Origin of the sequence: Pseudomonas extremaustralis, assembly GCF_900102035.1 — a bacterium.
GTDB lineage: Bacteria > Pseudomonadota > Gammaproteobacteria > Pseudomonadales > Pseudomonadaceae > Aquipseudomonas > Aquipseudomonas extremaustralis.
This window is the reverse complement of sequence record NZ_LT629689.1, coordinates 6,484,175-6,502,902: the sequence shown is the minus strand read 5'-3', so window position 1 is coordinate 6,502,902 and position 18,728 is coordinate 6,484,175. Positions and strand designations below refer to the sequence as shown.

At 57.6% G+C, this 18,728-nt stretch carries 34 protein-coding genes; 23 read left to right on the top strand and 11 right to left on the bottom strand.

Features of this window, described 5'->3' with window-relative positions; translation table 11 throughout:
- Positions 1-142: 142 nt before the first annotated feature.
- From BLR63_RS30055 to BLR63_RS30010, 10 genes are all read right to left on the bottom strand, one after another.
- On the bottom strand, positions 143-412 hold the full coding sequence (locus tag BLR63_RS30055; RefSeq protein WP_042948049.1) for a hypothetical protein: 270 nt from the start codon (positions 410-412) through the stop codon (positions 143-145).
- Positions 409-597 (bottom strand): DUF1382 family protein, encoded by a 189-nt coding sequence (locus tag BLR63_RS30050; protein WP_083365985.1) that lies wholly within the window; start codon positions 595-597, stop codon positions 409-411. Before BLR63_RS30050 ends, BLR63_RS30055 begins: the two co-directional genes overlap by 4 nt.
- Positions 597-815 (bottom strand): hypothetical protein, encoded by a 219-nt coding sequence (locus BLR63_RS30045; protein ID WP_010568068.1) that lies wholly within the window; start codon positions 813-815, stop codon positions 597-599. The genes BLR63_RS30050 and BLR63_RS30045 overlap by 1 nt, the downstream gene beginning before the upstream one ends.
- Entirely contained in the window at positions 815-1,540 is a 726-nt protein-coding gene (locus tag BLR63_RS30040; RefSeq protein ID WP_010568069.1) for a replication protein P, read from the bottom strand. Before BLR63_RS30040 ends, BLR63_RS30045 begins: the two co-directional genes overlap by 1 nt.
- Entirely contained in the window at positions 1,537-2,298 is a 762-nt protein-coding gene (locus BLR63_RS30035) for a DnaT-like ssDNA-binding domain-containing protein (protein WP_010568070.1), read from the bottom strand. Before BLR63_RS30035 ends, BLR63_RS30040 begins: the two co-directional genes overlap by 4 nt.
- Complete coding sequence (locus tag BLR63_RS30030; protein WP_010568071.1) at positions 2,298-2,618, bottom strand: hypothetical protein; 321 nt, start codon at positions 2,616-2,618, stop codon at positions 2,298-2,300. Before BLR63_RS30030 ends, BLR63_RS30035 begins: the two co-directional genes overlap by 1 nt.
- Positions 2,615-3,430: a Rha family transcriptional regulator gene (locus tag BLR63_RS30025; protein WP_010568072.1), complete on the bottom strand. Its 816-nt coding sequence runs from the start codon at positions 3,428-3,430 to the stop codon at positions 2,615-2,617. The genes BLR63_RS30030 and BLR63_RS30025 overlap by 4 nt, the downstream gene beginning before the upstream one ends.
- A gap of 127 nt (positions 3,431-3,557) precedes the next feature.
- Positions 3,558-3,746, bottom strand: coding sequence for a hypothetical protein (locus BLR63_RS30020; protein ID WP_010568073.1), 189 nt, complete (start codon positions 3,744-3,746; stop codon positions 3,558-3,560).
- An 18-nt stretch (positions 3,747-3,764) separates the two neighbouring features.
- Positions 3,765-3,953 carry a hypothetical protein gene (locus tag BLR63_RS30015; RefSeq protein ID WP_010568074.1) on the bottom strand — a complete coding sequence of 63 codons (189 nt, stop codon included), beginning with the start codon at positions 3,951-3,953 and terminating at the stop codon, positions 3,765-3,767.
- Between the two features lie 30 nt (positions 3,954-3,983).
- Positions 3,984-4,187: a Cro/CI family transcriptional regulator gene (locus tag BLR63_RS30010; RefSeq protein ID WP_010568075.1), complete on the bottom strand. Its 204-nt coding sequence runs from the start codon at positions 4,185-4,187 to the stop codon at positions 3,984-3,986.
- A 107-nt stretch (positions 4,188-4,294) separates the two neighbouring features.
- On the opposite strand from BLR63_RS30010, the gene BLR63_RS30005 reads away from it, so the two are divergent.
- The 15 genes from BLR63_RS30005 to BLR63_RS29935 all read left to right on the top strand — a co-directional run bounded on the left by BLR63_RS30005 (position 4,295) and on the right by BLR63_RS29935 (position 13,256).
- Positions 4,295-4,753 (top strand): helix-turn-helix domain-containing protein, encoded by a 459-nt coding sequence (locus tag BLR63_RS30005; protein WP_010568076.1) that lies wholly within the window; start codon positions 4,295-4,297, stop codon positions 4,751-4,753.
- Entirely contained in the window at positions 4,734-5,195 is a 462-nt protein-coding gene (locus BLR63_RS30000; RefSeq protein WP_010568077.1) for a DUF6932 family protein, read from the top strand. The genes BLR63_RS30005 and BLR63_RS30000 overlap by 20 nt, the downstream gene beginning before the upstream one ends.
- Positions 5,192-6,127 (top strand): hypothetical protein, encoded by a 936-nt coding sequence (locus BLR63_RS29995; RefSeq protein WP_010568078.1) that lies wholly within the window; start codon positions 5,192-5,194, stop codon positions 6,125-6,127. Before BLR63_RS30000 ends, BLR63_RS29995 begins: the two co-directional genes overlap by 4 nt.
- A 457-nt stretch (positions 6,128-6,584) precedes the next feature.
- Positions 6,585-6,797, top strand: coding sequence for a hypothetical protein (locus BLR63_RS29990; RefSeq protein ID WP_047274375.1), 213 nt, complete (start codon positions 6,585-6,587; stop codon positions 6,795-6,797).
- Between the two features lie 4 nt (positions 6,798-6,801).
- Positions 6,802-7,008 carry a hypothetical protein gene (locus tag BLR63_RS29985; protein WP_010568156.1) on the top strand — a complete coding sequence of 69 codons (207 nt, stop codon included), beginning with the start codon at positions 6,802-6,804 and terminating at the stop codon, positions 7,006-7,008.
- Positions 7,009-7,073: 65 nt separating this feature from the next.
- Positions 7,074-7,532 carry a hypothetical protein gene (locus BLR63_RS29980; RefSeq protein WP_010568157.1) on the top strand — a complete coding sequence of 153 codons (459 nt, stop codon included), beginning with the start codon at positions 7,074-7,076 and terminating at the stop codon, positions 7,530-7,532.
- Between the two features lie 320 nt (positions 7,533-7,852).
- Complete coding sequence (locus BLR63_RS29975; RefSeq protein ID WP_130926182.1) at positions 7,853-8,164, top strand: hypothetical protein; 312 nt, start codon at positions 7,853-7,855, stop codon at positions 8,162-8,164.
- The gene (locus tag BLR63_RS29970) at positions 8,142-8,372 is read left to right on the top strand and encodes a hypothetical protein (RefSeq protein WP_010568114.1); all 231 of its coding nucleotides are present in this window, start codon (positions 8,142-8,144) and stop codon (positions 8,370-8,372) included. Before BLR63_RS29975 ends, BLR63_RS29970 begins: the two co-directional genes overlap by 23 nt.
- Positions 8,369-8,596: a hypothetical protein gene (locus BLR63_RS29965; RefSeq protein ID WP_010568113.1), complete on the top strand. Its 228-nt coding sequence runs from the start codon at positions 8,369-8,371 to the stop codon at positions 8,594-8,596. Before BLR63_RS29970 ends, BLR63_RS29965 begins: the two co-directional genes overlap by 4 nt.
- A gap of 58 nt (positions 8,597-8,654) precedes the next feature.
- A complete protein-coding gene (locus tag BLR63_RS29960) occupies positions 8,655-9,785 on the top strand; it encodes a coiled-coil domain-containing protein (RefSeq protein WP_231998130.1) in 1,131 nt (376 codons plus the stop codon).
- A gap of 55 nt (positions 9,786-9,840) precedes the next feature.
- Entirely contained in the window at positions 9,841-10,821 is a 981-nt protein-coding gene (locus tag BLR63_RS29955; protein ID WP_010568111.1) for a RecT family recombinase, read from the top strand.
- Entirely contained in the window at positions 10,818-11,486 is a 669-nt protein-coding gene (locus tag BLR63_RS29950; protein WP_010568110.1) for a lambda exonuclease family protein, read from the top strand. The genes BLR63_RS29955 and BLR63_RS29950 overlap by 4 nt, the downstream gene beginning before the upstream one ends.
- A 2-nt stretch (positions 11,487-11,488) precedes the next feature.
- Complete coding sequence (locus BLR63_RS29945; RefSeq protein ID WP_083365983.1) at positions 11,489-12,082, top strand: hypothetical protein; 594 nt, start codon at positions 11,489-11,491, stop codon at positions 12,080-12,082.
- Positions 12,083-12,151: 69 nt separating this feature from the next.
- Positions 12,152-12,637: a hypothetical protein gene (locus tag BLR63_RS29940; RefSeq protein ID WP_010568102.1), complete on the top strand. Its 486-nt coding sequence runs from the start codon at positions 12,152-12,154 to the stop codon at positions 12,635-12,637.
- A gap of 58 nt (positions 12,638-12,695) precedes the next feature.
- Positions 12,696-13,256, top strand: a complete 561-nt coding sequence (locus BLR63_RS29935) for a hypothetical protein (protein ID WP_010568101.1) — start codon at positions 12,696-12,698, stop codon at positions 13,254-13,256.
- A gap of 6 nt (positions 13,257-13,262) precedes the next feature.
- Here BLR63_RS29935 and BLR63_RS29930 read toward each other — a convergent pair whose 3' ends face one another.
- On the bottom strand, positions 13,263-13,505 hold the full coding sequence (locus BLR63_RS29930; RefSeq protein WP_010568100.1) for a hypothetical protein: 243 nt from the start codon (positions 13,503-13,505) through the stop codon (positions 13,263-13,265).
- A gap of 107 nt (positions 13,506-13,612) precedes the next feature.
- Between BLR63_RS29930 and BLR63_RS29925 the strand changes: the two genes are divergently transcribed.
- The 8 genes from BLR63_RS29925 (at position 13,613) to BLR63_RS29890 (ending at position 18,701) form a co-directional block, all read left to right on the top strand.
- The gene (locus BLR63_RS29925) at positions 13,613-13,822 is read left to right on the top strand and encodes a hypothetical protein (RefSeq protein WP_010568099.1); all 210 of its coding nucleotides are present in this window, start codon (positions 13,613-13,615) and stop codon (positions 13,820-13,822) included.
- Positions 13,823-14,024: 202 nt separating this feature from the next.
- A complete protein-coding gene (locus BLR63_RS29920) occupies positions 14,025-14,582 on the top strand; it encodes a hypothetical protein (protein ID WP_010568098.1) in 558 nt (185 codons plus the stop codon).
- A 10-nt stretch (positions 14,583-14,592) separates the two neighbouring features.
- A complete protein-coding gene (locus BLR63_RS29915) occupies positions 14,593-14,793 on the top strand; it encodes a hypothetical protein (protein ID WP_010568097.1) in 201 nt (66 codons plus the stop codon).
- Positions 14,790-15,296, top strand: coding sequence for a hypothetical protein (locus BLR63_RS29910; protein ID WP_130926180.1), 507 nt, complete (start codon positions 14,790-14,792; stop codon positions 15,294-15,296). The genes BLR63_RS29915 and BLR63_RS29910 overlap by 4 nt, the downstream gene beginning before the upstream one ends.
- Before the next feature lie 53 nt (positions 15,297-15,349).
- On the top strand, positions 15,350-15,886 hold the full coding sequence (locus tag BLR63_RS29905; RefSeq protein ID WP_010568095.1) for an NUMOD4 domain-containing protein: 537 nt from the start codon (positions 15,350-15,352) through the stop codon (positions 15,884-15,886).
- A 42-nt stretch (positions 15,887-15,928) separates the two neighbouring features.
- Positions 15,929-16,630, top strand: coding sequence for an ASCH domain-containing protein (locus tag BLR63_RS29900; RefSeq protein WP_010568094.1), 702 nt, complete (start codon positions 15,929-15,931; stop codon positions 16,628-16,630).
- Between the two features lie 49 nt (positions 16,631-16,679).
- Positions 16,680-16,997, top strand: a complete 318-nt coding sequence (locus BLR63_RS29895) for a hypothetical protein (protein WP_010566423.1) — start codon at positions 16,680-16,682, stop codon at positions 16,995-16,997.
- A 57-nt stretch (positions 16,998-17,054) separates the two neighbouring features.
- Complete coding sequence (locus tag BLR63_RS29890; RefSeq protein ID WP_010568120.1) at positions 17,055-18,701, top strand: DUF4942 domain-containing protein; 1,647 nt, start codon at positions 17,055-17,057, stop codon at positions 18,699-18,701.
- The last annotated feature ends 27 nt before the right edge of the window (positions 18,702-18,728 follow it).

The window sequence follows — 18,728 nt, the reverse complement described above, 5'->3', positions numbered from 1 at the left end:
ATCGATAAGTGATTCGCCCCTCGGCTACGCATAAAGCTCCTGCATGCCTGATAGCGCCATGGCAGGAAGGTGACCTTCAGAAGGCAAGACTTCGGCAGGGCCTTGTGCTTGACCGTTGCGTCGTGTGGCATCGAATGAATGTTCATGACTTCACCTTCAGGCCGGCAGCTTCTAGGACATCAACAACGTCACGCTTGCCTTGGCGATGGCCTTTGGCGTAGTCGCTTTGGGCGTCTGCGTATTCGCATTTTTCGGGAAGTTTGATCACTATCGCCCCGATAGCGGCATCAGCCTCGGCCCACACGGAATGGTCGGCGCCAATGTCCTCAAGCTCCATGTCGCACCGGTCTTCTTCTTCGCGGCGGATATTCCAGATTGCTCTCGCAACCGCTTCACGCATCTTGTCGGTCATGTCCGTTGCTCCGCTGCTTCTGCGATCAATGCCATGCGCTCCAGGCGCTCGGTGGCTTGCGTGGCCAAGTTCAGGTGGTCCGCCTCATCAACAACCGGGACACACACAAAAAGGATTCCGAGCTTGACCATCTTGTTTGCCAGCTCAATGGCTTGGCGTAGCTGGGCTGGGTTTGCTCGTTTCATTACTTGCGCTCCCGAGAAGCCAGCATTTCATCGGCAAGGCGATACGCCTGATCGGTGTACTCCTGCGGAGTTTGATAAACCTTCCGAACTCCTGCGCTATTCGTGTAACCCCATTGCGCATTGATCAGCAGGCCGTTCAAGGCGTGCATGGCGATCTCATCGCGAAGACGAACCAAGTCTTCAGGCGCAGGGGTAAGCTTTTTCACTGGGGTGCTCATCAGAAGCCCTCCTTGCCGCGCGGTGCTTCGCGCTTGATATTCATTTTTGCCAGCAGCAGTTCACGGGCTGACTTGCCGTCTGCCGGGATGCCTTGCTGAAGGATTCGCGCCTGGGTCTGCTGGTCGGCCAGCTCGTTTGCGAGTTCGAAGGCCGTCTTCTGGCTGTCGTGGCCGATGCCGGTGAGGATCTTCCCGTCCAGCGGCTGGCCTTCCTGGGCGCGGCGGATCACGACGGCGTAGTTGTGATCGAAGCGCTGGCGAAGGCCCTTGTCTTCCTGCTTGGCGGAACGCAGGTCGAACAGCCCGGTGGCGATGGCAGCGATGCGCACGCCTTCGTGGCTGCAGGCCTCCATCAGCGCCTCCATCCACGCCCCAGCAACCGAAGGCATGCCGAAATCTTCCGGGCCCGGCACGCACATGGCGATGAACTCACCCACGCTCGGAGCGAATGGCTTCTTGAGCTTGCGGCACTTCTGGATACCGAACTCGATCTGCTCCAGGGTGCGGATACCCTCGTCGGCGAACTCCTTGATCCATTCGGCCTTGGCGGCGTCGAGCGCTTCGGTGGACGGCCACGCCTGGCGCCACGCTGGGAAGATCCCGCGCAGGCGACGGAACAGATCATTCACCACTTCGGCCGTCTGTGGCGTCACCTGGAGCGGTTGAGCGTGATTGGCTGGCGGCAGGTTGCCCATGGTCGCCATCAGTTGGCTGACGGGCTTCATGGGCTCACCACAAGCCCTTCGGCCCAGGCATTGCTGTCGAAGTCGGGCTCATTGCTCTGGCGCGGCGTGAACTGCCTGACGTTCGACGATGCTGCTCGATTCCGATCGCTCAGCACCCACTTCACCAGCATCTGCACCCATTCGGCCTGGGTATTCACTTGGCCGCGCGGCTCGTAGTGGGCAGTGAATGCCCTGCGCGCATCTTCGGTGAACAGGTCCAGCGCTACGCCTGAGTGAACCGAGTAGGTTTTCAGCAGCTTGTCGTCCGGGTGCCAGTCGAGGGTCATTTCGCTGGGCATGCGAGGGTCGACAGCTTCCCGCGCAGAGAGAGGGTTTTGATCTTCTCTTCTCTTCTCTTCTCTGGTCCGCATTTCGTCCGCATCACTTGCGGACATTTTGCGGACACTTCCCGACTTTCGTGCGGTGCGCTTCCTCTCATTGTCGTTCGCACGGCGCTTGGCGCTTGCCCCGTTGTGCTCGTCAAAGCTAGGCATTACAAGGCTTCCAGCCTCATCGATAGAAGCCCACTGCACGTCGATCATGGCCTGCGTGAACCCTGGCCAGCCGATCACAGCGTCCATCGCATTGCAGTCATAGCCCGGCAGCACGCCATCAGCAGAATGAGTGTCGAAGATGCTCCAAGCGACATGCAGTCCGCCAATCACCCGCAACCTGTCCGCTTTCAATGCGGACACAATGCGGAAAACTTTCGGGTGGGTTTGGAGGTCGATTCGCATTTTTATCCAGTCTCCGGCCATTACGCGGCCTCCTTGGTCTTGGCAGGCCGGTATGCGTTGAGAGCCCGCAACGCGGTGTGGTGACGACGCTGGGCGTTGTACTCGGCCTTCTTGGCAGCGCGAACACGCTGGAACTGCGCCTCGGTGAAATTCATCACGGGCAGGAAGGCTTCGCTGTACGGATCAAACTTTCCATCAGGTCGGCCATAGGCCTCGAAGTAGGTGTCGTACAGCGAGCGCAATTCAGCCTTGAGGGCCTTTTTAGTGGTCTGAGCCTGGAACAGCTCAAGGGCTGTCAGGGCGGCTCGCTCGATCAGTTGCTGGTAGGTAGGGGCTTTCATGCCAGGTCCTCCTCGGTCGCCTTGCAGTGGCAGAACTGGCCGTCCCACGTTTTCTTCATAGGGAGCTTCTGTGCCATGTAGAGGTCGTGCAGGCGCTTGGCCCCCTCTTTCAGCAGGATCGGTGTGTACTTGGCGAAGGTATCCATGCCCTCGTTCGAGATATTGGTAACTTTCTCGGTGAGGTACTTGTCGCGGGCGATTGAGCCGACCCGGAACTTGACCGAGCGCTTCTCGTCTCGCTCCGAGTTGAAGATCCACTTGCGGGCCAGTAGCGCGTTGTTGACCTGCTGGCAGTTCACACCATTCAGGCGCTTGCAGAACTGCGTAGGGGTCATGCCCACCTGGAAGATGGATTCAAGGCTGGCGATCTTCTCGGCTTGCTGGTGATTTTCGACGCGCAACACCTCTGTTTGCTCTATCTGGTCTGCATAGAGACGCAGGGCCTCAGCGTATGAAGGGAGTGCGACCGATTTCCTGTTTTGAGCCTCAAGCTCATTCAGGCGACGAATCACCTTTAGGCGCAAAGGAACGCTATAACCGGTCAGCAGCAATTCGGTCAGCTCACGATCAAGGTGCAGATTTGAGGTGTATCCACGCGAATCCAGGTCTTCACGTACATGGCTCACATCTGAGCCATCCTTTTTCAGCTCATCGAGCATCTCTCGGATGTCACGGATGACGTTTTTGTGCAGCTTCCGGGTAAGGTCCGCAATTTCGGAGCTGGACATAGAAACTTCTCGCGCCACGTTTTGCGATTGCAGAAAACGTGGCGCGGATTCGTTAATGTTGACGACTGATTGGGGAATAGGCATTATTCGCTCCAGAACTGATTTGTAAGTGCTGCACGAAAAGCCACCATTGCCCGGTGGCTTTTTTGTGCGTCCGATTTACTGCTGGGTTGTTTCACTGGCAGATCCTCAATAGTCCCTGAGGGGCTAATCAGCCCTTGCGTCCTATAGAAGCGACGTTGCTCCGGCTTTTTGGTGGGCGCGTCATTCGATCTAGCGCCTCGTTCATGATCTTGGTGGTCAGCTGCTCAGGTGTGATGCCGTTCGCTTTGGCTAACAGCTCCAGTTGCGATTGGCCTTTCCCGTCAAGCCAGACCTCCAATGGTTTTCTTTCAGGCACAGGGACTCCTTGGCAACTTCATGCCACGTCTGTTTTGGCGTTAAGCTCTTCCATCATCTGGTTCAGGCCGCGCTCGAGGATTTCCCGGGCGAGAACGGCTTTCTGTGTGCGCTGAAAACGAGCCATCGCTGTCAGCAGGTCATCGGCCACCTCGTCGAGACGGACCTTTGTGGGCTTGTCGTGCATGTGGCTTGGGTCGAAGTGCATCGTTTTGCTCCTTTGAGCAGGCAAGGTGGGTTAGGCGGCTGTTCTTTTGGCGGACTGAACTGGAAACGGGCGCAGCTCTTCGGCGGTGAAGGAGCCGTCGCAGTGCTCTATCACGTACACGTCGCGGCCAACCCGGAGAGCCTTATTCAAGGCTCCCTGAGTCATGCCGAGCAGTACGGCAGTCTTTGTCTGCCCATTGGTTTCGGCGAATTTGGATAGCGGGATTCGGCTCATAGCCATTCCTCCATGGTTCCTGGAGGCAATTATTGCCTTGGGAATTGAAATAAATCAATGCCTGCGGAATTTGTTAGCTAATACCCACGGAAATACACTCGCCCGCCATGAGCAAAGAGAAGAGAAAGCTGGAAGACTGGGAGCTCGCAGAATGTGCGGCCCTGAAGGCCCTGGTACTCCAGGAGAACTTTTCGCGCCCCAAAGAAAAACGGATCACGCAAGAAATGGCCGGCGCCGCGCTCGGCATGAACCAGGGATCGTTCAGCAACTATCTGAATGGCCGACTGGCCCTGAACAAGGACATAGCGGTCGGCATTTACAAAATATTCGGCATACCAGCCGAGCTGTACAGCAAGCGCTTAGCTGAAGAAATTGCTGATGTGGCAAAGGTCTACACCGACAACGACTATCAAAAGAATGATCTGTATGCCCAGGCTAGCCCTGAGCACCGGATGGCTGTAGACGATATGGCAAGCAGGATGCTCGGGATGACAGAGGAACAAGCTCTGAAGCTCAAGCAAGCAATGGACTTATTGATGCCATCCGATGACCCAAGAAAAGATTGACTACCCGCCTCTGCTTCCTGGTGGAATCCACGACTACACGCTGGATTCTCTCAAGCCACTAACCGTCGATAAATTCCCTGATTCCGCCAGAAGGAAAGGTCTGTTCGGAACCCTTGGTATATACTTGGAAATGCTGGAGGCCACTGGATTTAAGGGTTCTGCATGGATTGATGGGTCTTTCATGTGCAACAAAGAAGAGCCCGAGGACATAGATCTGGTGTTGGTCTATGAGTCAGAATCTCTCGACAATATTTCTGAGTCTGCTAGGCCAGTCCTGAACGGACTTTTCGATACGCTGACCATCAAGACACGCTTTAACCTTCACGTTTTCCAGGTTCGAACGGATGATGAGCGAGGGGTCGAGTATTGGAAAAGGTTCTTCGGAACTCAACGAGACGAGGTGACACCTAAAGGTCTTGCCTCGATTGGAGTTAACCTATGACTGAGCAGGCAAATCGTATCGATTGGCTTGAGCGCCAGCTTGCTCAGGTTGACGAATTTATTGAGCGTGATTCGGAAGCGCTTGCACGGTCTCCGGGGAAATACTCGTTACAGGTGGCCCTCAATTCCTGGAAATCGCACCAGGACGAATTGCATCAGGAGCTCCGTCAAGCCAAGGCGAGCCTTCAACTTGAAGTTGTGCAGCTCCGACTGATTGGCATGCGAATGGATGGCAGTATTCCATTGAAGCTGCTCAGCAAGCTTTCTGACTCCTTCAATCGCGCACTTTCCTATGCGGCCTACCACCTTCGCCACGGCTCCAATCCAAAGAAAGGCATTCCTGAGAGCTTGGCGAGAGAGATGGATCTCAGGCTTTCTGATCTGGCATTTGGATCTACCCGCTTGATTTTCGCTGGGAATGTGGCTCCAGATATGACTGGAGAGTCCATCATGGAGGGTGCGCTTGAGCAGATATTCGACGTACTTAAGGCTCCTACTCATGATCGGATCAGGGAGCTGGTCGCCGTAATAGGGGTTCCAGCGACAAAAGCCTTGAGCGATATGCTTGGGGTTTTGGAGGCCAGCAAGATCGGCGCAGAGCTTTCCTGGCCGGCCCCTAACTCCAAGGTTTACCACTGGGGCGGCACCCTGGATGCGGTACGCATAACCCATGATAGGCTTTCCGCACACCAAGACATCAAGCCCGAGCCGACTACTCTTTTCGGTGTGGTGGCAGATCTTAAGGAAAATGGAACGATCTACGTCAGGAGTGGCAACTCCAAGCAAAAGGTGAGCTACAACCGCCAGCAGTTCCCAGAGATCCAAAAGCTCAGCCTGGGAATGCCAATCTCCATCAAGGTAATGAAGTACGTGCGGTACGTGGCACTGGAAGACAGAGAGATCATCACGTACAAGATGATTACCGAGGACTAAGCCCTTATCGCCTAAAGAAGCCCGCCAAGTGCGGGTTTTTTACGTCTCCAGAAAATATTATTTCCTCAGGCATTGACCATTAATAATTCCCCAGGCAATATTAATCCATCGAGTCACCCAACAGGGACTCGCCAGGGCCTCACAGCCCGCCGCAACACAGGCAGCGATGCCAGGCAGACGCCGAACGCTCTTTTAAAACCTGACGTGACCCAACGACGTACCGGCAACCCCGGTGGTGAGAAAGCTAAACCGTCGTCCATGCAGCCTCTGGATCGCTGCCGTACTCCCACATGTGAGTACGCGAAACCACGCAAGCCGGTCGGCGAAGAACACCGTCCACGAAATGTGTGACGCCGGCCAGAGATATGAATCGGGCGATGCGCGTGGTGGAGACCACAGATTTCCTCGATGACCTTGGCGACAGGGTCATCTGGGAAATCATTGAAAGGGGAAAGGAATGAATATCTCAGTTTTGAATTTCGACGCCGGCAAGATCGACGTCAACCCGACTAGTCGCACGTTTATGGCTGTCTCGGCATTCGATGCAGACGGCGCAACGGTTCTGGAAAACTTCGAAGTTGAGCAAGTCGTCAATCACTTTGGTGTTGAGGCGCTGCTTGAAGAAATCGGCGAGCAGGTAGTTCGCCGCCACTTTGGTATTGAGGGATAAGCAAATGGCGCGTTTCTATATAGACAGCAGCCTGAGCAACGGCAAACGCCTCGACTGGCTCGTAGCACCTGACAAGGGCGACACCGCCGACAGCATCGTCATCGAGGTTCGCCGAGCGGCGATGAAGAAGTTCGGCGATGGCGTTTGGTTCAATCGCTGGACGCACCGTGTGGAGAGCAACGGCTTCGTGACTGTTCGGATGTATGCATGACGGACCTTTTCACTGATGCCCATCCAGAGCGGTGGGCATTGGGAAAACAACCGGAGAAACCGCACATGAACTTCGAGCGGAAAGTGGTAATCACGCTGGCCGCACACGAAACGTGCCTACAGCAGATCAAGCGCCTGACTCGCATCATCGGGGTGTGCATTGGGAAGTGCCAGAACGGTTACGACCAGATCGGCCCAAGGCCTGCAAGCGCCCATGACGACATCCTTGGGATTTTGCCGTGGCCGAATGGCGAGCATCACGAAATTCTGCACGACGAGCAGCACCGCCGCAAAACTCACATCTGGGGAGCGTTCCAGCACCGCGAGCCGTCCAGCTGCGGCTATGGAATGGTCGGGCTGCAGATCGATGAGATTGCAGACTTCCTCGCCGATCAGGAGTGCGTGCATTGCACCAGGGCCTGGCACTTCATCCTTGAGCGCAAGAGGGTCAAGAAGGACCTCGGACACCTTCGGCTGTCGATTCGCGGCCTGGGCAAGTCAGCGCTCAAGAAACTCATCCCATAGGTAGCCACTGCCTTCCCAGTGAGCGAACAACAGGAGATACGGCCATGAAGTAGATCAACGATTCACCCGCGTGGCGTAGCAAGCCTGAAGGCTTCGCCCATCACCCCAACAGGCAGCGGACAGCAGGGCCGACGATGTCACCGCGCATCGGCCGAAAGGTAGGCCCACCCCAAATGAAGAAGAACACCGCAGGCGAGTCCGAGGGCATAGCTGGCCAGACTCGACACATCCCGGGAAGTGCCGGGCGCCTGCACCCTTCCCCACCTCTATTACGTCAGCATTCCTCCCCCGCGCCCATCGGCAACCAGCGGGAGGCATGAGTGTTGACGAATACAGGTGAACAACCCACCACCTTGGAGGTGACCATGCACCACAGCATCCAATCGCGCCGCGACATCGTCGAAGGCTTGCATCAGCGTTCCCGGATCGCCACCGCCGAATTCTACCGGCTGATTGGGCGACCTGAGCCAGTGATCACCTTCCGGATGATGGTGAAGCCTGCAGGCCGCGACTTCTTTCATGTGGTGGACAGCCGGACCGGCAAGGTCATCGGGTTCCGCCGCAACCACAACGAAGCCTGCGCCCTCGCCCGGCGCTTGGAGACTCGCCATGCCAACCAGCTACGCGGATAGCGCCCAGGCTAGGGAATCCGACAGGCGCTGGGATTTACCGAGCTTCGGGAAGAAACAGCACGTCGACCTGTTCCATGAATACACGGCGGACGACCTGGCGGAACGTAAAGCTCGGCAACTGAAGGAGCGCGCAAACCTAAAGATTCGCGTCGGTGCAGCCATGGCGCAGATGGAGTTGATCTGCCCACCAGCGGGAGGTGTTGAATGAACATCGCACAGCGAGACCATCAGATCGCCGTGGGCTGGATAGAAACCGAGGTCGATAACTTGATTCGCGACCTCGGAAAACCAAACGCCAGTGCAGCGGCGCGGTCGTGCATAACCTTGGCGTTCATGCTCCGAGCCATCGACGAAGCCGAACACAGGTATTACCAAGCGCGCATCGACAAAATCTACGCCAACTACAACGCCTCCACATATACCGCCGCTTGACGGCGTAACCACACCACAAACACTTTCAATGCTGCGCCAGGCGCGGCGAGGGATCGTCATGTCCACAAATACTAAAAAAGCACCCGCACAAGAATCGCTCGAAATGGGCGAAACCGAAGAATCCAAGAAGTCCATTGCCCCAGCTGTCGCAGTCACCGACATCGCGGAGTATCGGCCGCACGAGGAGCAAATCGTGCGCCTGGAAACAACTTACGCGAAGCTGGTCGTTGACTGCTCGACGAGCGAAGGCTTGGCGAGCGCGAAGGAAGTTCGCGTCGATATCCGCGATGTGCGCTACGCCCTGGATAAGACCACCAAAACCGCATTGGTGCCATATCAGCAAAAGGTCAAAGAAGCTCAGGCTCGCGTCAACCAGGTAAAGGAGTTCGGCGAGGCGCTGAAAGATCGAGTCTTGGCAATCGAGACTCCTGTTGACGAAGCAATCAAAGCCGAAGAAAAACGCGTAGCTGATGCCAAGGCAGAGCGCGAGCGTGTCGAGGCTGAGCGTGTCGAAGCCATCCGGGCCAAGATTACCCGCTTCAGCTCTGTCGCCGCCGCATACGCAAGCCGCAGCGCTGCCGACGTCGCCGGAATTCTGAAAGGCGTTAAGGAGTCGGTGATCCTGCCCGAAGAATATGGCGAATTTGAAGCCGAAGGCACCATCGCTCGCGACAACGCCATTGAGCAATTGGAAGCGCTACACAAGGCTGCCATTGATCGAGAGGAAGCTGCTGCCAAGCTGCTGGCCCAGCAGAAAGAACTGGACGAGCTGCGCGAGAAGCAACGACTCGCCGACGCAGAGGCTGAAGAGCTGCGCAAGCAGCGCGCCGAGGAAGACCGTCTGCGCTTGAAGAAGCAGCAGGACGAGTTGGACCAGCAGCGCCGCGACATGGAAGAACAACAACGCCAGCACCGTGAACGTGACTCGCAGTATCAGCGCGATCAGGAAGAGCTGGCCCGTCTGCGTGCCCAGGCGGCTACGCCCGCCCCAGCAGTGAATGTCGTTGCGGCTCCAGTGATTGCTGACCCAGCACAAACGGTTGTAGCGGAAGTTGATCCGACCCCAGCGGCGGACGCATTCGCTGACTCGAACATTCCAAGCGCCAGCGAAGTGGTCGAGGTCGTAGCCATGGCCTTCTGCGTCACCAATGACGAAGCCTCTGCCTGGCTTCGCGCCATGTCGTTCTAAAGAACCCTGAAACCACCCCGGAGGCCGACCAAAGTCGTCGGCTATGGAGTTAGCAATGAGCGCCCAAACCCAGATTTCTACCGTATCAATGGACACCAGCCCGACTGGGCTGATCCTCAACCGCGACAGCATGCAGTCGATGACTGAGCTCGCGGGCATCATGGCAGGGGGCAAAACCACGCTACCGAAGCACTTTCACGGCAACACCGCTGACTGCATGGCAGTGATCATGCAGTCCATGCAGTGGGGAATGAACCCATTCCAAGTGGCGCAGAAGACCTTCATCGTTAACGGCGGCCAACTGAGCTATGAAGCCCAACTGGTCAACGCGGTCATCACCACCCGGGCCCCGACCATTGATCGAATTCACTACGAGTGGTTTGGCGACTGGGACAAAATCATTGGCAATTTCCGCGAGATCGAGAGCAAAAAACAAACGGATGACCACGGGCAGCCAAAAAAGTATCGCGTCCCAAACTGGAACATTAATGACGAGAAAGGGTTGGGCGTCCGCGTTTGGGCTACGTTCGTGGGCGAGGATACCCCACGCGAACTGACCACCTTGATGACTCAGGCACGGACCCGGAACTCGACGCTGTGGGCAGACGATCCGAAGCAGCAGATCGCCTACCTGGCCCTCAAGAAATGGGCTCGCCTGTACTGCCCTGACGTGATCCTGGGCGTGTACACACGCGAAGAGCTGGACGACGGCTATACGCTTCCGGAAACAGATGTTACCCCGAGATCTGCCAGCGAAAAGCCTGCTGACGTAGGTGCCGCTTCAGTACCCCAGGGCGACGCAACAGATGCGGCCTCCGACCTTTTCGAACAGCTGAAAAAAATCGCTCAAGATCAGGGCATCGAAGGCTATGAAAAAGCTTGGAAAGCCCTGAAACCACAGCAGCGCGGCGCCATTGGCGTGACCCGTCACGGCGAACTTAAGGCCATTGCACAAACCATCGACGCCGAGTTCACAACTGTCAGCGATAGCGCCGACGCTGCTGCCGACGTCGATAGTCAGGACGATACTCAATGAACGCCTCTGTAGACCTTCAGCGCACCGAGCAGTGGCACCAGGACCGCAGCGGGCGACTCACCGCCAGCCGATTCAAGGATGTTATTGCATGGGGCGACCGTGACAAACACGGCAAACGCAAGCCGCTTGCGGCCCGTACCACCTACATGCGCGAGCTGGCTTTTGAGCGCCTGGCCAACCGATCGAAACATTCGGTCAGCAGCAAGTCGATGGCCTGGGGAACCGAGGTTGAGCAGTCGAGCCACGACTTCTACGAAATCCTGACTGGTAATAGCGTCATCAAATCGGGCTTCGTAGTTCATCCAAAATACGACTGGCTGGGCTGTTCGCCGGACGGATTGATTGGCGAGGACGGGGGTATTGAGTCGAAATGCCCATTCAATGAGGCCGTCCACGTCCGCACCTGGCTTGAAGGCATGCCCGAGGAACATAAGCCGCAGGTTCAGGGCTGCATGTTCGTCACGGGCCGGGAGTGGTGGGATTTCCTGTCATTCGATCCACGCCAGGATGAAGACTGCCGGCTGTATATCGAGACCATTGAGCGCGATGAGGAGTACATCGCGATGCTTCATCAAGAGCTGGTCCAGTTCAATCTGGAGCTTGGCAGGATGGTTGATGAAGTCGCGGACAAAGCCCGGGCGCAAGCCCATCGCCTAGGAGCCTGATCATGATCAGCAACCACCTCAGCCTGGTCGAGGCACTACGGCCAAAAGCCAATGAGCTGGCGGCCCAGGTCGCCGAGTTTGTGGCGGCCGGCGGCGAGATCGAAGAGATCGAACCTCCCCCACCACCGAAACCCGTCGTATATGTACCCCAAGAGCCGCCGGCACCGAAGCCGTTTGTTCGGCGTCGAGTTGAGCCGGTCGCGCCGCCGCCGCCCACTCCACTGGAGATTCAGCAAGAGCAGCGACGCAAGCGCGTTGAATGGGTGATGGAGCTTGCTCCAGACCACACCCAGAGCGAAGTGATCGACATCACCGGAATCGGCAGGCGAACCCTGCTCAGTATGTCGAAAGAGTTCGACTTCAAGTTCAAGCGGTCCTCACACGGCGGGCACAACAGCCCCGGATTCATCAAGGCTGCCGCCGAGCGCGAAGCATCCTTGGTTGAGCGGATCAATGCATTCAAAGAGCTTGGAATCAGCCGTCGCCGTCTGTGCGTGAAGCTGCACATCACCGGCACCACGCTGACTCGAATCCTTGAAAAGTACTCGATCGACTATCCGAAGTCTCGTGCAGGCGGCCAGCGATGCGCCGCGTGAGTCGAGTCCAGCAACGCAAGCGTCAAACCTGGCTCGCACTGCCGGCCAGCGGAATAGAAGAGGTAGGCCATGGCTGTGACCCAGGAAGAACGAACAGCCAGGCTGGCCGAGAAGCGGAAGGAACTGGGCGAGCAGGAATTGCGGCACACGGTCCCGTATGGCACCCGGCAGATGCTCGACGAGCTGATGCTCTGGCGTGAGATCAAGGAAGTCGGCGAGGCAGTGCAACTGCTGGTGCGCAACGCCAAGGCAGAAGATCTGCCGCCAGCAGCACCCAAGGTAAAAGGGCCGTCCGACATCATCCGTCACTACTTCCGCCAGGGAATGCGTGACCGGCTGGCAGCGCTCACCGCTGAACTGGGTGAGACGAAAGACCGAATAACCATCTGGCGACTGATCGCATATGCCCACTCACTGGGCGCGGAGAAGTCCGCCCCTCTATTCGAAATTAAGCCCCACGGCTACGAGATAACAGAAAACGTGGCGCGCAAATTACGGCAAGCGGGCTTCGCCGAATCGCTCCAAATGAACGCCGAAGACGACGGCGACGAATAACCCACCCTACTCGCTGCATCCGGTAACGCGGAGGGCGGCGCCTGACTGGAGATAATCCATGAGCAACTACATGTACAAGACCACCGCCCCGGCTGTGGTTGCCGCCGTCATCGCCTGGGATGCCAAGCGCTCAGCCTGGAATACACAGCGCGCCAAGCTGGGCCAGGTGTTCGGCGGAGAAACATCTCCGATGCGCTCAGGCAGCCGCAGCTATGTCGGCGGAGTGAAACTCAGTGCAAGCCGTGATCTTGACGTGCATTGGTGTCGCCCCGACCAATATGGCTACCGCGCGCTTCGCTCCAGCGCCAAGCCAGCGAAAGGCACCTCGAAAGAAGATCGCGCCGCGCAGGTCGTCGAGCACGAGCGCTTGGTCACGCTGTGGAAGGAGCATTGCCCCGCCAGTATCGACATGGACGAGGCCTGGGAGGCGATCGGCCTGAACCCCGGCGCGCTGTGGATGTTCGGCGGCGTGTTCTTCGAGCTGGATGGGGTCGTTTACCTGAACCTCGGCCTCAGGCTTGAGGATGGAAACGAGAACATCGAGGGCGCCACCGAGATCCTCGGCAGCGCGTTTGAAACGGCACGGCAGACAGTCCTGGGGCAGCGACAAGCAGCCTAACGCCTATCAGCCGTTACCACGCTCATACCAAGCTGACGCTTTCTCAAGTGCCAGCCTTTCAGCATGCTTGACGCTTTCGAAAGGCCCATTGATCGTGCCGATAACTCTGTCGCCATCGTCATTCACGGTCACATAAACCGAGATAGGTATGGGGTCGTTGTCTGCGCCCCAGGTTGGCTGAGCCATCACCTCCTTGCCTTTTCCTATTCCGCTTTCGATGGTGAGGATGTTGGTCCATGGTCGATCCACTGCGGTTTCATAACTTCTCCTTAATCCGGCTCCATGCCGGTCACCCGTAATACCCCATCAACGAATCACGCCAGCCGGCGAGGCAGGCGCACGCTTGGAGATAACCCATGCAAGCAGTCATCTACGCTGGCCTGCGTAACGGCGAGCGCGACCAAAAAATCCACGACGCCCTCCTCTACAAGCACGTTGTTGAGGTCGCCAAGGATTTTCATCTGGCACCGAACACCATCCGCGCGGCGGCAAAGCGAATTCAAAATGCTGTTGTGTTCGAGCTCTGTCTGCTAGGGGGGGGCAGCCAACGCCTATCGGAAAGGTAGCAGCTGATTGTTTCCGCAAGGCAGCGCTCGGCGCCTACCGAAACTACCACGGCACCTTCCGCAACCTTGAACTGCCGTGCTGGGTGATCACTGACGGCACCAACCGAATAGAAGTGATGGAGCTTCGCAAGATCGATACCGGCGAAGTTTCGCTCTAATTACCCCACTCCACCGCCCGGGCATGGCCCGGCAAGGACTCCCCGTGATCAACTTGTTCTGGCGCATCGTCGCCAAGCTGCTTGCGCGCCCGGCGGTCGCCGCCTGGCTCATCACCCGCGCCAAGCGCACACCGTACCTGCACATCATGTCCGCCGACGGCGCCGAGATGTACATGGGCCGCTGGTGGCTGTTCAACCCCTACTCCCGCGAAACCCACAAGCCCGCGCTGTGGTGGTGCCCATGGTCGTTCCGCGTGCACCACATCATGCGGCACGACGAAGACCGGGATCTGCATGACCATCCGTGGAATGCGCGCACGATTATCCTGCGCGGCTGGTACACGGAACAGCGCTTGATAGAGGGCTTCGATCAGGAGCTTGCGGCGCTCGGCTACAGCAGCTCGGCCCAGGCCACGGAATACATCCATCGCCAGGCTGGTGACACTGCCCGACTGCGGCACGGCGAGTACCACCGCATCTGCCAGATTTCCCCCGGCGGCGTCTACACCCTGTTCATCACCAGCAAGTGGCGCGGTGACTGGGGCTTTCTGGTCAACGGAGTGAAGGTGCCTTGGCGCACCTACACAGGCACAGACAATTGAGGTTCTGAGCATGAGCAAGCCAATTCAAACGGTTGAAGAACTGGACGCAGTGCTGCACTGGCGCGGCAAACACGCGCTCGCGATCAAAGAGCGTGACGCCCTGCAACAGCGCCTGACCGCTGCCGATCAGGAGATAGATGATTTGCGGGCTGAACTCAAGGCTGTACGCCTGGGCCCCTGCAAAATGATCGTCGGAGACGAATTGCCATGACCATCAATCAAACGATTTACGGCGTATCGCGTGAGCTTATTGAGCACGCTATTGAGGCTCTAACTCATCACCTCGACCAGCATGCACCTATGCAGGTTCCTCCGTCCAAGGCTGACAGCGACTTGGTTCGGGAAGAGCTGCGCGCCCTGCTGGATGCTGAATCGGCACCTTGCGCAAAATCGCAAGTTGAAGGTAAGCGCGAGCGTTTTCAGAAATGGGTGATGGCAACCAAGCACCCGGTCTTCGGCTTCCTCGATGGTCGATCCCTGGCCCGTGGCGATGATTGCACCGGTTACGCCGACGAGTATGTGCAGGGCCTGTGGTTTGCTTATCTCGAGTTCGGCGCCGAGCAGCCCGAGCCGGTAGCGGTGGACGTGCTCAACACTGGTTTCTACACGACCGAATCCGGCGGCGGAAAGTACGCCATCAACATCGGGTTTCGCTCGATGGCCGACATGCAAGCCGCCGACGCTCAGTTGCGCGAGTTACTCAAATCCCGATAGGAGTACACCCGTACTCTTTTGACAAAAGCCGCATTCGCGGCCATGGAGATACCATGCCCGAAGAAATATGGAAGGTGCTGCCCGGCCACGAACGCTATGAGGTGAGTGACGCCGGAAATGTTAGGTCAGCAGGCCGCTATGATTATCTCGGGAAGTGGCGAGATCCAAGGCTGATGACCAAAAAGCGCGACAAGGATGGCTACCTATCTGTGATCCTGGCGGGTAAAGACATGCGAGTCCATCGGGCAGTTGCCCTGGCATTCCTTGGACATTCCTTGCTGCCCCATGTTAATCACCGAAACGGAATAAAATCCGACAATCGCCTGACCAACCTTGAGTGGTGCTCCATCAGCGATAACGTCAGGCACGCCATTGATACCGGCCTGATCGTGTACGGCAAAGACTTGAATGCCAGAAGATCAAAAGGCTGGATTCAGGCGGAGAAGTCGGGATTCGGCCTGATGCTGCGAGGCCGGCAAGACCTGATCGCCGCTGGGATGAACCCTTCGACTGTCACCTCCTGCCTTAAGGGCCAGCGCAACACGCACCGTGGATTCACGATCACCCGTGTAACCCCGCAAAATCTGTAACCCCCCCTTCAAAGTCAGCCGCTATAGCGGCAAGGACGACACATGTCTGAAATAAAGGAACGCCCGATCCTATTCTCGGCGCCGATGGTGCGCGCCATCCTGGAAGGCCGGAAGACGGTCACGCGGCGCGAGGTGAAGTGTCAGCCCCACTCGAAAGCCGATATCGGCAGCTATGGCCTGGGCCAGCCGTTCATTCGCAACCCCGATGTGACAAAGCCTAATCCGGAGTGCCCGTATGGTCGGGCGGGCGACCGGCTGTGGGTGCGCGAGACCTTCGCCTTGCTCGGTAACGAGGACGGCTGCTGTATCGACTGGCAAGACAACTTGGTCAAAGGCGATGAGCGAGGTGCGGCACGGATCTACCGGGCAAGCTGTCCGCCGGGCGACTACGGCCTGAACCAGATCCCAGCGAAAGCGGAATGGAAGCCAGATACTGAAGCTATGGAGTATGACGGCGCATGGCGTCCAAGCATCCACATGCCGAGATGGGCCAGCCGCATCCTGCTGGAGATCACCGACGTGCGCGTCGAGCGGTTGCAGGACATCACGCCAGAACAGGTAACCGCTGAAGGCGTGAGCACCCGCGGTGAAGCAATGTGGGGAGGTCAATGGTGGTTAGATGCGCCTCAGCAGGCTATCGAGGACGCACGAAAGGACTTCGCTGATCTTTGGACTTCCACCGGCGGCGATTGGAACGCCAACCCATGGGTCTGGGTGGTCGAGTTCAAGCGGGTGACGCCATGATCGCCACCCTCTGGTTCGCCTACGTCTTCATCTACAAGGGGCCCAGGCCATGAACGACCAACAGATTCTTGAATTGGCAGCAAAGGCGGCAGGAATCGGCCCTGTTCTCTGTTTTGAATCGGCGCGGAACTGCCTTCGAATCGGCGATAGAGAAAGCTATCGACTGTGGCGACCGCTGGATGACGATGGCGACGCCCTGCGGCTGGCAATCAGGCTCGGGATCTGCATCGTCTTCATGGAGGACCACGACTCAGTTGGCGCGGAGCACTCGCGACATGGCGTGATGATCATTGAAGCGATGGACGATTTCGGCACGCGCCGAGCAATCGTCCGGGCAGCCGCCGATATCGCCAAAGCAACAGCCTAACCCCAATCCCCCTACATGCCTGCCGGTGAGCGGCGGGCGCGCATCTGGAGATAACGCATGAGTTCAATTGCAAAGCAGGCATTTGGGGAGATCGTAGAAGATGTGTCCGAATTCTTCGCACCGATGTCGAGCGACCTTGTAGATGGCCTGCTCGGCCAATACGGCGCCGCTCGCCGGAACATCGAAGCAATGGCCGAAGCGGTCAGCGACCCCCAGCACGCCAGTGTGCTGCACTACTTCATTAGCGGAAACGTGAAAGAGCAGCGCTACAGCATCCCGTCGACCGTAGAAACCCTGTTCAATCTGGAAGGAGCCGTGGGCCAGCTGAATGGCGATTTCTGGAATAGGGCTCTGCGCCTTACCGACGTGTTCGACTATATGCCCCAAAAGCGTCGGGAAGAATGGCATGAGCAAATCAAGAACCCGCTGGGTCGTAAGAAAAACAAGCACAGCCAGGAAGCTGAGCTGCCAGCGCTGCCCGACTTCGAAGAGAGCACCGTGCGCGGCACGCTGTCAGGCCTGCTCTCGAGTCGGCACAAGTTCTTGGCCGAGCGTGTTGACGGCATCTTTCGCGCCCTGAGCCGGACGCACGTGACCAACCGGCCAGAAGGTTTCAGTAAGCGCATGATCATCGCGGGTATTAACAGCTGGGGCACTTCTGGCCAAATCAATGACCTGCGCTGCGTCATCGCAAAATTCATGGGTCGTGAGGAGCCGAAGCACGGCGCAACCGATCCGGTGATAAAAGCTGCTGGCCGGCACAATGGCGAGTGGATGGCGATCGACGGCAATTCACTGCGCATTCGCGTCTACGGCGGAGTCGGTACAGCGCACCTCGAAGTGCATCCCGAGATGTCCTGGCGCTTGAATGCGATCCTTGCCAGCCTATACCCGGCAGCAATCCCTTCGCAATTCCGCGAGAAGCCAAAGAGCCGCAAGAAGGTCAAGGATTTCGAGCTCTTCGATAAACCGCTGCCGCATGCAGTGATTGCGATGCTGGCGGAAATGCGAGACGTGCGAGAACGCGTTTTGCCTGAGTGGCCCGAGCGCCACATCGACGTGCCGATGGCGAAAAGCTTCGGCTACGGTGAGAAGGACAAGGCCGCCCAGGCCGAAGCCGAGAAAGTGCTGGCAGCAATCGGCGCGGTGAAGGTAAAGCACTATTGGCAGTTCGACTATCACCCTGGCGAAGTGCTTGACCAGATTGTTTGCTCTGGATGCATTCCAGATCAGAAGTCGCACCAGTTCTACCCAACCCCTGAAAGCGTCGCACTGGCAGCTATCGAACTTGCCGACATCCAGCCAGGCCACCAATGTTTGGAGCCAAGCGCTGGGCTTGGCGGCTTAGCTGACATGATGCCGAAGAGCAACACCGTGTGCGTTGAAATCAGCGCACTACATTGCGAAGTGCTCAGGGCCAAAGGTCACCATGTCGAGTGTGCCGACTTCTTACAGTGGAATGTCACAGGCAAATACGACCGTATCGTCATGAATCCTCCGTTCAGCGAGGGCCGCTGGCAGGCTCACCTTGAGCATGCCTCATCGATGCTAAAGCTCGGCGGGCGATTGGTTGCGGTGCTGCCAGCCAGCGCAAAAGGAAAGGAATTGCTCCCAGGGCTCACCCATGAGTGGACGCAGATCTACAGCAATGAGTTTTCTGGAACCAGCGTCTCGGTAGTGATTCTCACCGCCTACTCCGCATAACTTACCCACCTTCTGCCGCCCAGCGCG

What these genes read in the sequence shown, in the direction of transcription:
- BLR63_RS29895 (WP_010566423.1), top strand. Translation starts at nt 16,680, where the DNA reads ATGAACGACCAACAGATTCTTGAATTGGCAGCAAAGGCGGCAGGAATC.
- BLR63_RS29945 (WP_083365983.1), top strand. Translation starts at nt 11,489, where the DNA reads ATGATCAGCAACCACCTCAGCCTGGTCGAGGCACTACGGCCAAAAGCC.
- BLR63_RS30010 (WP_010568075.1), bottom strand. Translation starts at nt 4,187, where the DNA reads ATGAGCCGAATCCCGCTATCCAAATTCGCCGAAACCAATGGGCAGACA.
- BLR63_RS30040 (WP_010568069.1), bottom strand. Translation starts at nt 1,540, where the DNA reads ATGAAGCCCGTCAGCCAACTGATGGCGACCATGGGCAACCTGCCGCCA.
- BLR63_RS29990 (WP_047274375.1), top strand. Translation starts at nt 6,585, where the DNA reads ATGAATATCTCAGTTTTGAATTTCGACGCCGGCAAGATCGACGTCAAC.
- BLR63_RS29925 (WP_010568099.1), top strand. Translation starts at nt 13,613, where the DNA reads ATGCAAGCAGTCATCTACGCTGGCCTGCGTAACGGCGAGCGCGACCAA.
- BLR63_RS29915 (WP_010568097.1), top strand. Translation starts at nt 14,593, where the DNA reads ATGAGCAAGCCAATTCAAACGGTTGAAGAACTGGACGCAGTGCTGCAC.
- BLR63_RS30025 (WP_010568072.1), bottom strand. Translation starts at nt 3,430, where the DNA reads ATGCCTATTCCCCAATCAGTCGTCAACATTAACGAATCCGCGCCACGT.
- BLR63_RS30050 (WP_083365985.1), bottom strand. Translation starts at nt 597, where the DNA reads ATGAAACGAGCAAACCCAGCCCAGCTACGCCAAGCCATTGAGCTGGCA.
- BLR63_RS29935 (WP_010568101.1), top strand. Translation starts at nt 12,696, where the DNA reads ATGAGCAACTACATGTACAAGACCACCGCCCCGGCTGTGGTTGCCGCC.
- BLR63_RS30045 (WP_010568068.1), bottom strand. Translation starts at nt 815, where the DNA reads ATGAGCACCCCAGTGAAAAAGCTTACCCCTGCGCCTGAAGACTTGGTT.
- BLR63_RS29900 (WP_010568094.1), top strand. Translation starts at nt 15,929, where the DNA reads ATGTCTGAAATAAAGGAACGCCCGATCCTATTCTCGGCGCCGATGGTG.
- BLR63_RS29910 (WP_130926180.1), top strand. Translation starts at nt 14,790, where the DNA reads ATGACCATCAATCAAACGATTTACGGCGTATCGCGTGAGCTTATTGAG.
- BLR63_RS30035 (WP_010568070.1), bottom strand. Translation starts at nt 2,298, where the DNA reads ATGGCCGGAGACTGGATAAAAATGCGAATCGACCTCCAAACCCACCCG.
- BLR63_RS30000 (WP_010568077.1), top strand. Translation starts at nt 4,734, where the DNA reads ATGACCCAAGAAAAGATTGACTACCCGCCTCTGCTTCCTGGTGGAATC.
- BLR63_RS29965 (WP_010568113.1), top strand. Translation starts at nt 8,369, where the DNA reads ATGAACATCGCACAGCGAGACCATCAGATCGCCGTGGGCTGGATAGAA.
- BLR63_RS29955 (WP_010568111.1), top strand. Translation starts at nt 9,841, where the DNA reads ATGAGCGCCCAAACCCAGATTTCTACCGTATCAATGGACACCAGCCCG.
- BLR63_RS29950 (WP_010568110.1), top strand. Translation starts at nt 10,818, where the DNA reads ATGAACGCCTCTGTAGACCTTCAGCGCACCGAGCAGTGGCACCAGGAC.
- BLR63_RS29960 (WP_231998130.1), top strand. Translation starts at nt 8,655, where the DNA reads ATGTCCACAAATACTAAAAAAGCACCCGCACAAGAATCGCTCGAAATG.
- BLR63_RS29940 (WP_010568102.1), top strand. Translation starts at nt 12,152, where the DNA reads ATGGCTGTGACCCAGGAAGAACGAACAGCCAGGCTGGCCGAGAAGCGG.
- BLR63_RS30005 (WP_010568076.1), top strand. Translation starts at nt 4,295, where the DNA reads ATGAGCAAAGAGAAGAGAAAGCTGGAAGACTGGGAGCTCGCAGAATGT.
- BLR63_RS29980 (WP_010568157.1), top strand. Translation starts at nt 7,074, where the DNA reads ATGAACTTCGAGCGGAAAGTGGTAATCACGCTGGCCGCACACGAAACG.
- BLR63_RS30030 (WP_010568071.1), bottom strand. Translation starts at nt 2,618, where the DNA reads ATGAAAGCCCCTACCTACCAGCAACTGATCGAGCGAGCCGCCCTGACA.
- BLR63_RS30015 (WP_010568074.1), bottom strand. Translation starts at nt 3,953, where the DNA reads ATGCACTTCGACCCAAGCCACATGCACGACAAGCCCACAAAGGTCCGT.
- BLR63_RS29985 (WP_010568156.1), top strand. Translation starts at nt 6,802, where the DNA reads ATGGCGCGTTTCTATATAGACAGCAGCCTGAGCAACGGCAAACGCCTC.
- BLR63_RS30055 (WP_042948049.1), bottom strand. Translation starts at nt 412, where the DNA reads ATGACCGACAAGATGCGTGAAGCGGTTGCGAGAGCAATCTGGAATATC.
- BLR63_RS29970 (WP_010568114.1), top strand. Translation starts at nt 8,142, where the DNA reads ATGCCAACCAGCTACGCGGATAGCGCCCAGGCTAGGGAATCCGACAGG.
- BLR63_RS29905 (WP_010568095.1), top strand. Translation starts at nt 15,350, where the DNA reads ATGCCCGAAGAAATATGGAAGGTGCTGCCCGGCCACGAACGCTATGAG.
- BLR63_RS29890 (WP_010568120.1), top strand. Translation starts at nt 17,055, where the DNA reads ATGAGTTCAATTGCAAAGCAGGCATTTGGGGAGATCGTAGAAGATGTG.
- BLR63_RS29995 (WP_010568078.1), top strand. Translation starts at nt 5,192, where the DNA reads ATGACTGAGCAGGCAAATCGTATCGATTGGCTTGAGCGCCAGCTTGCT.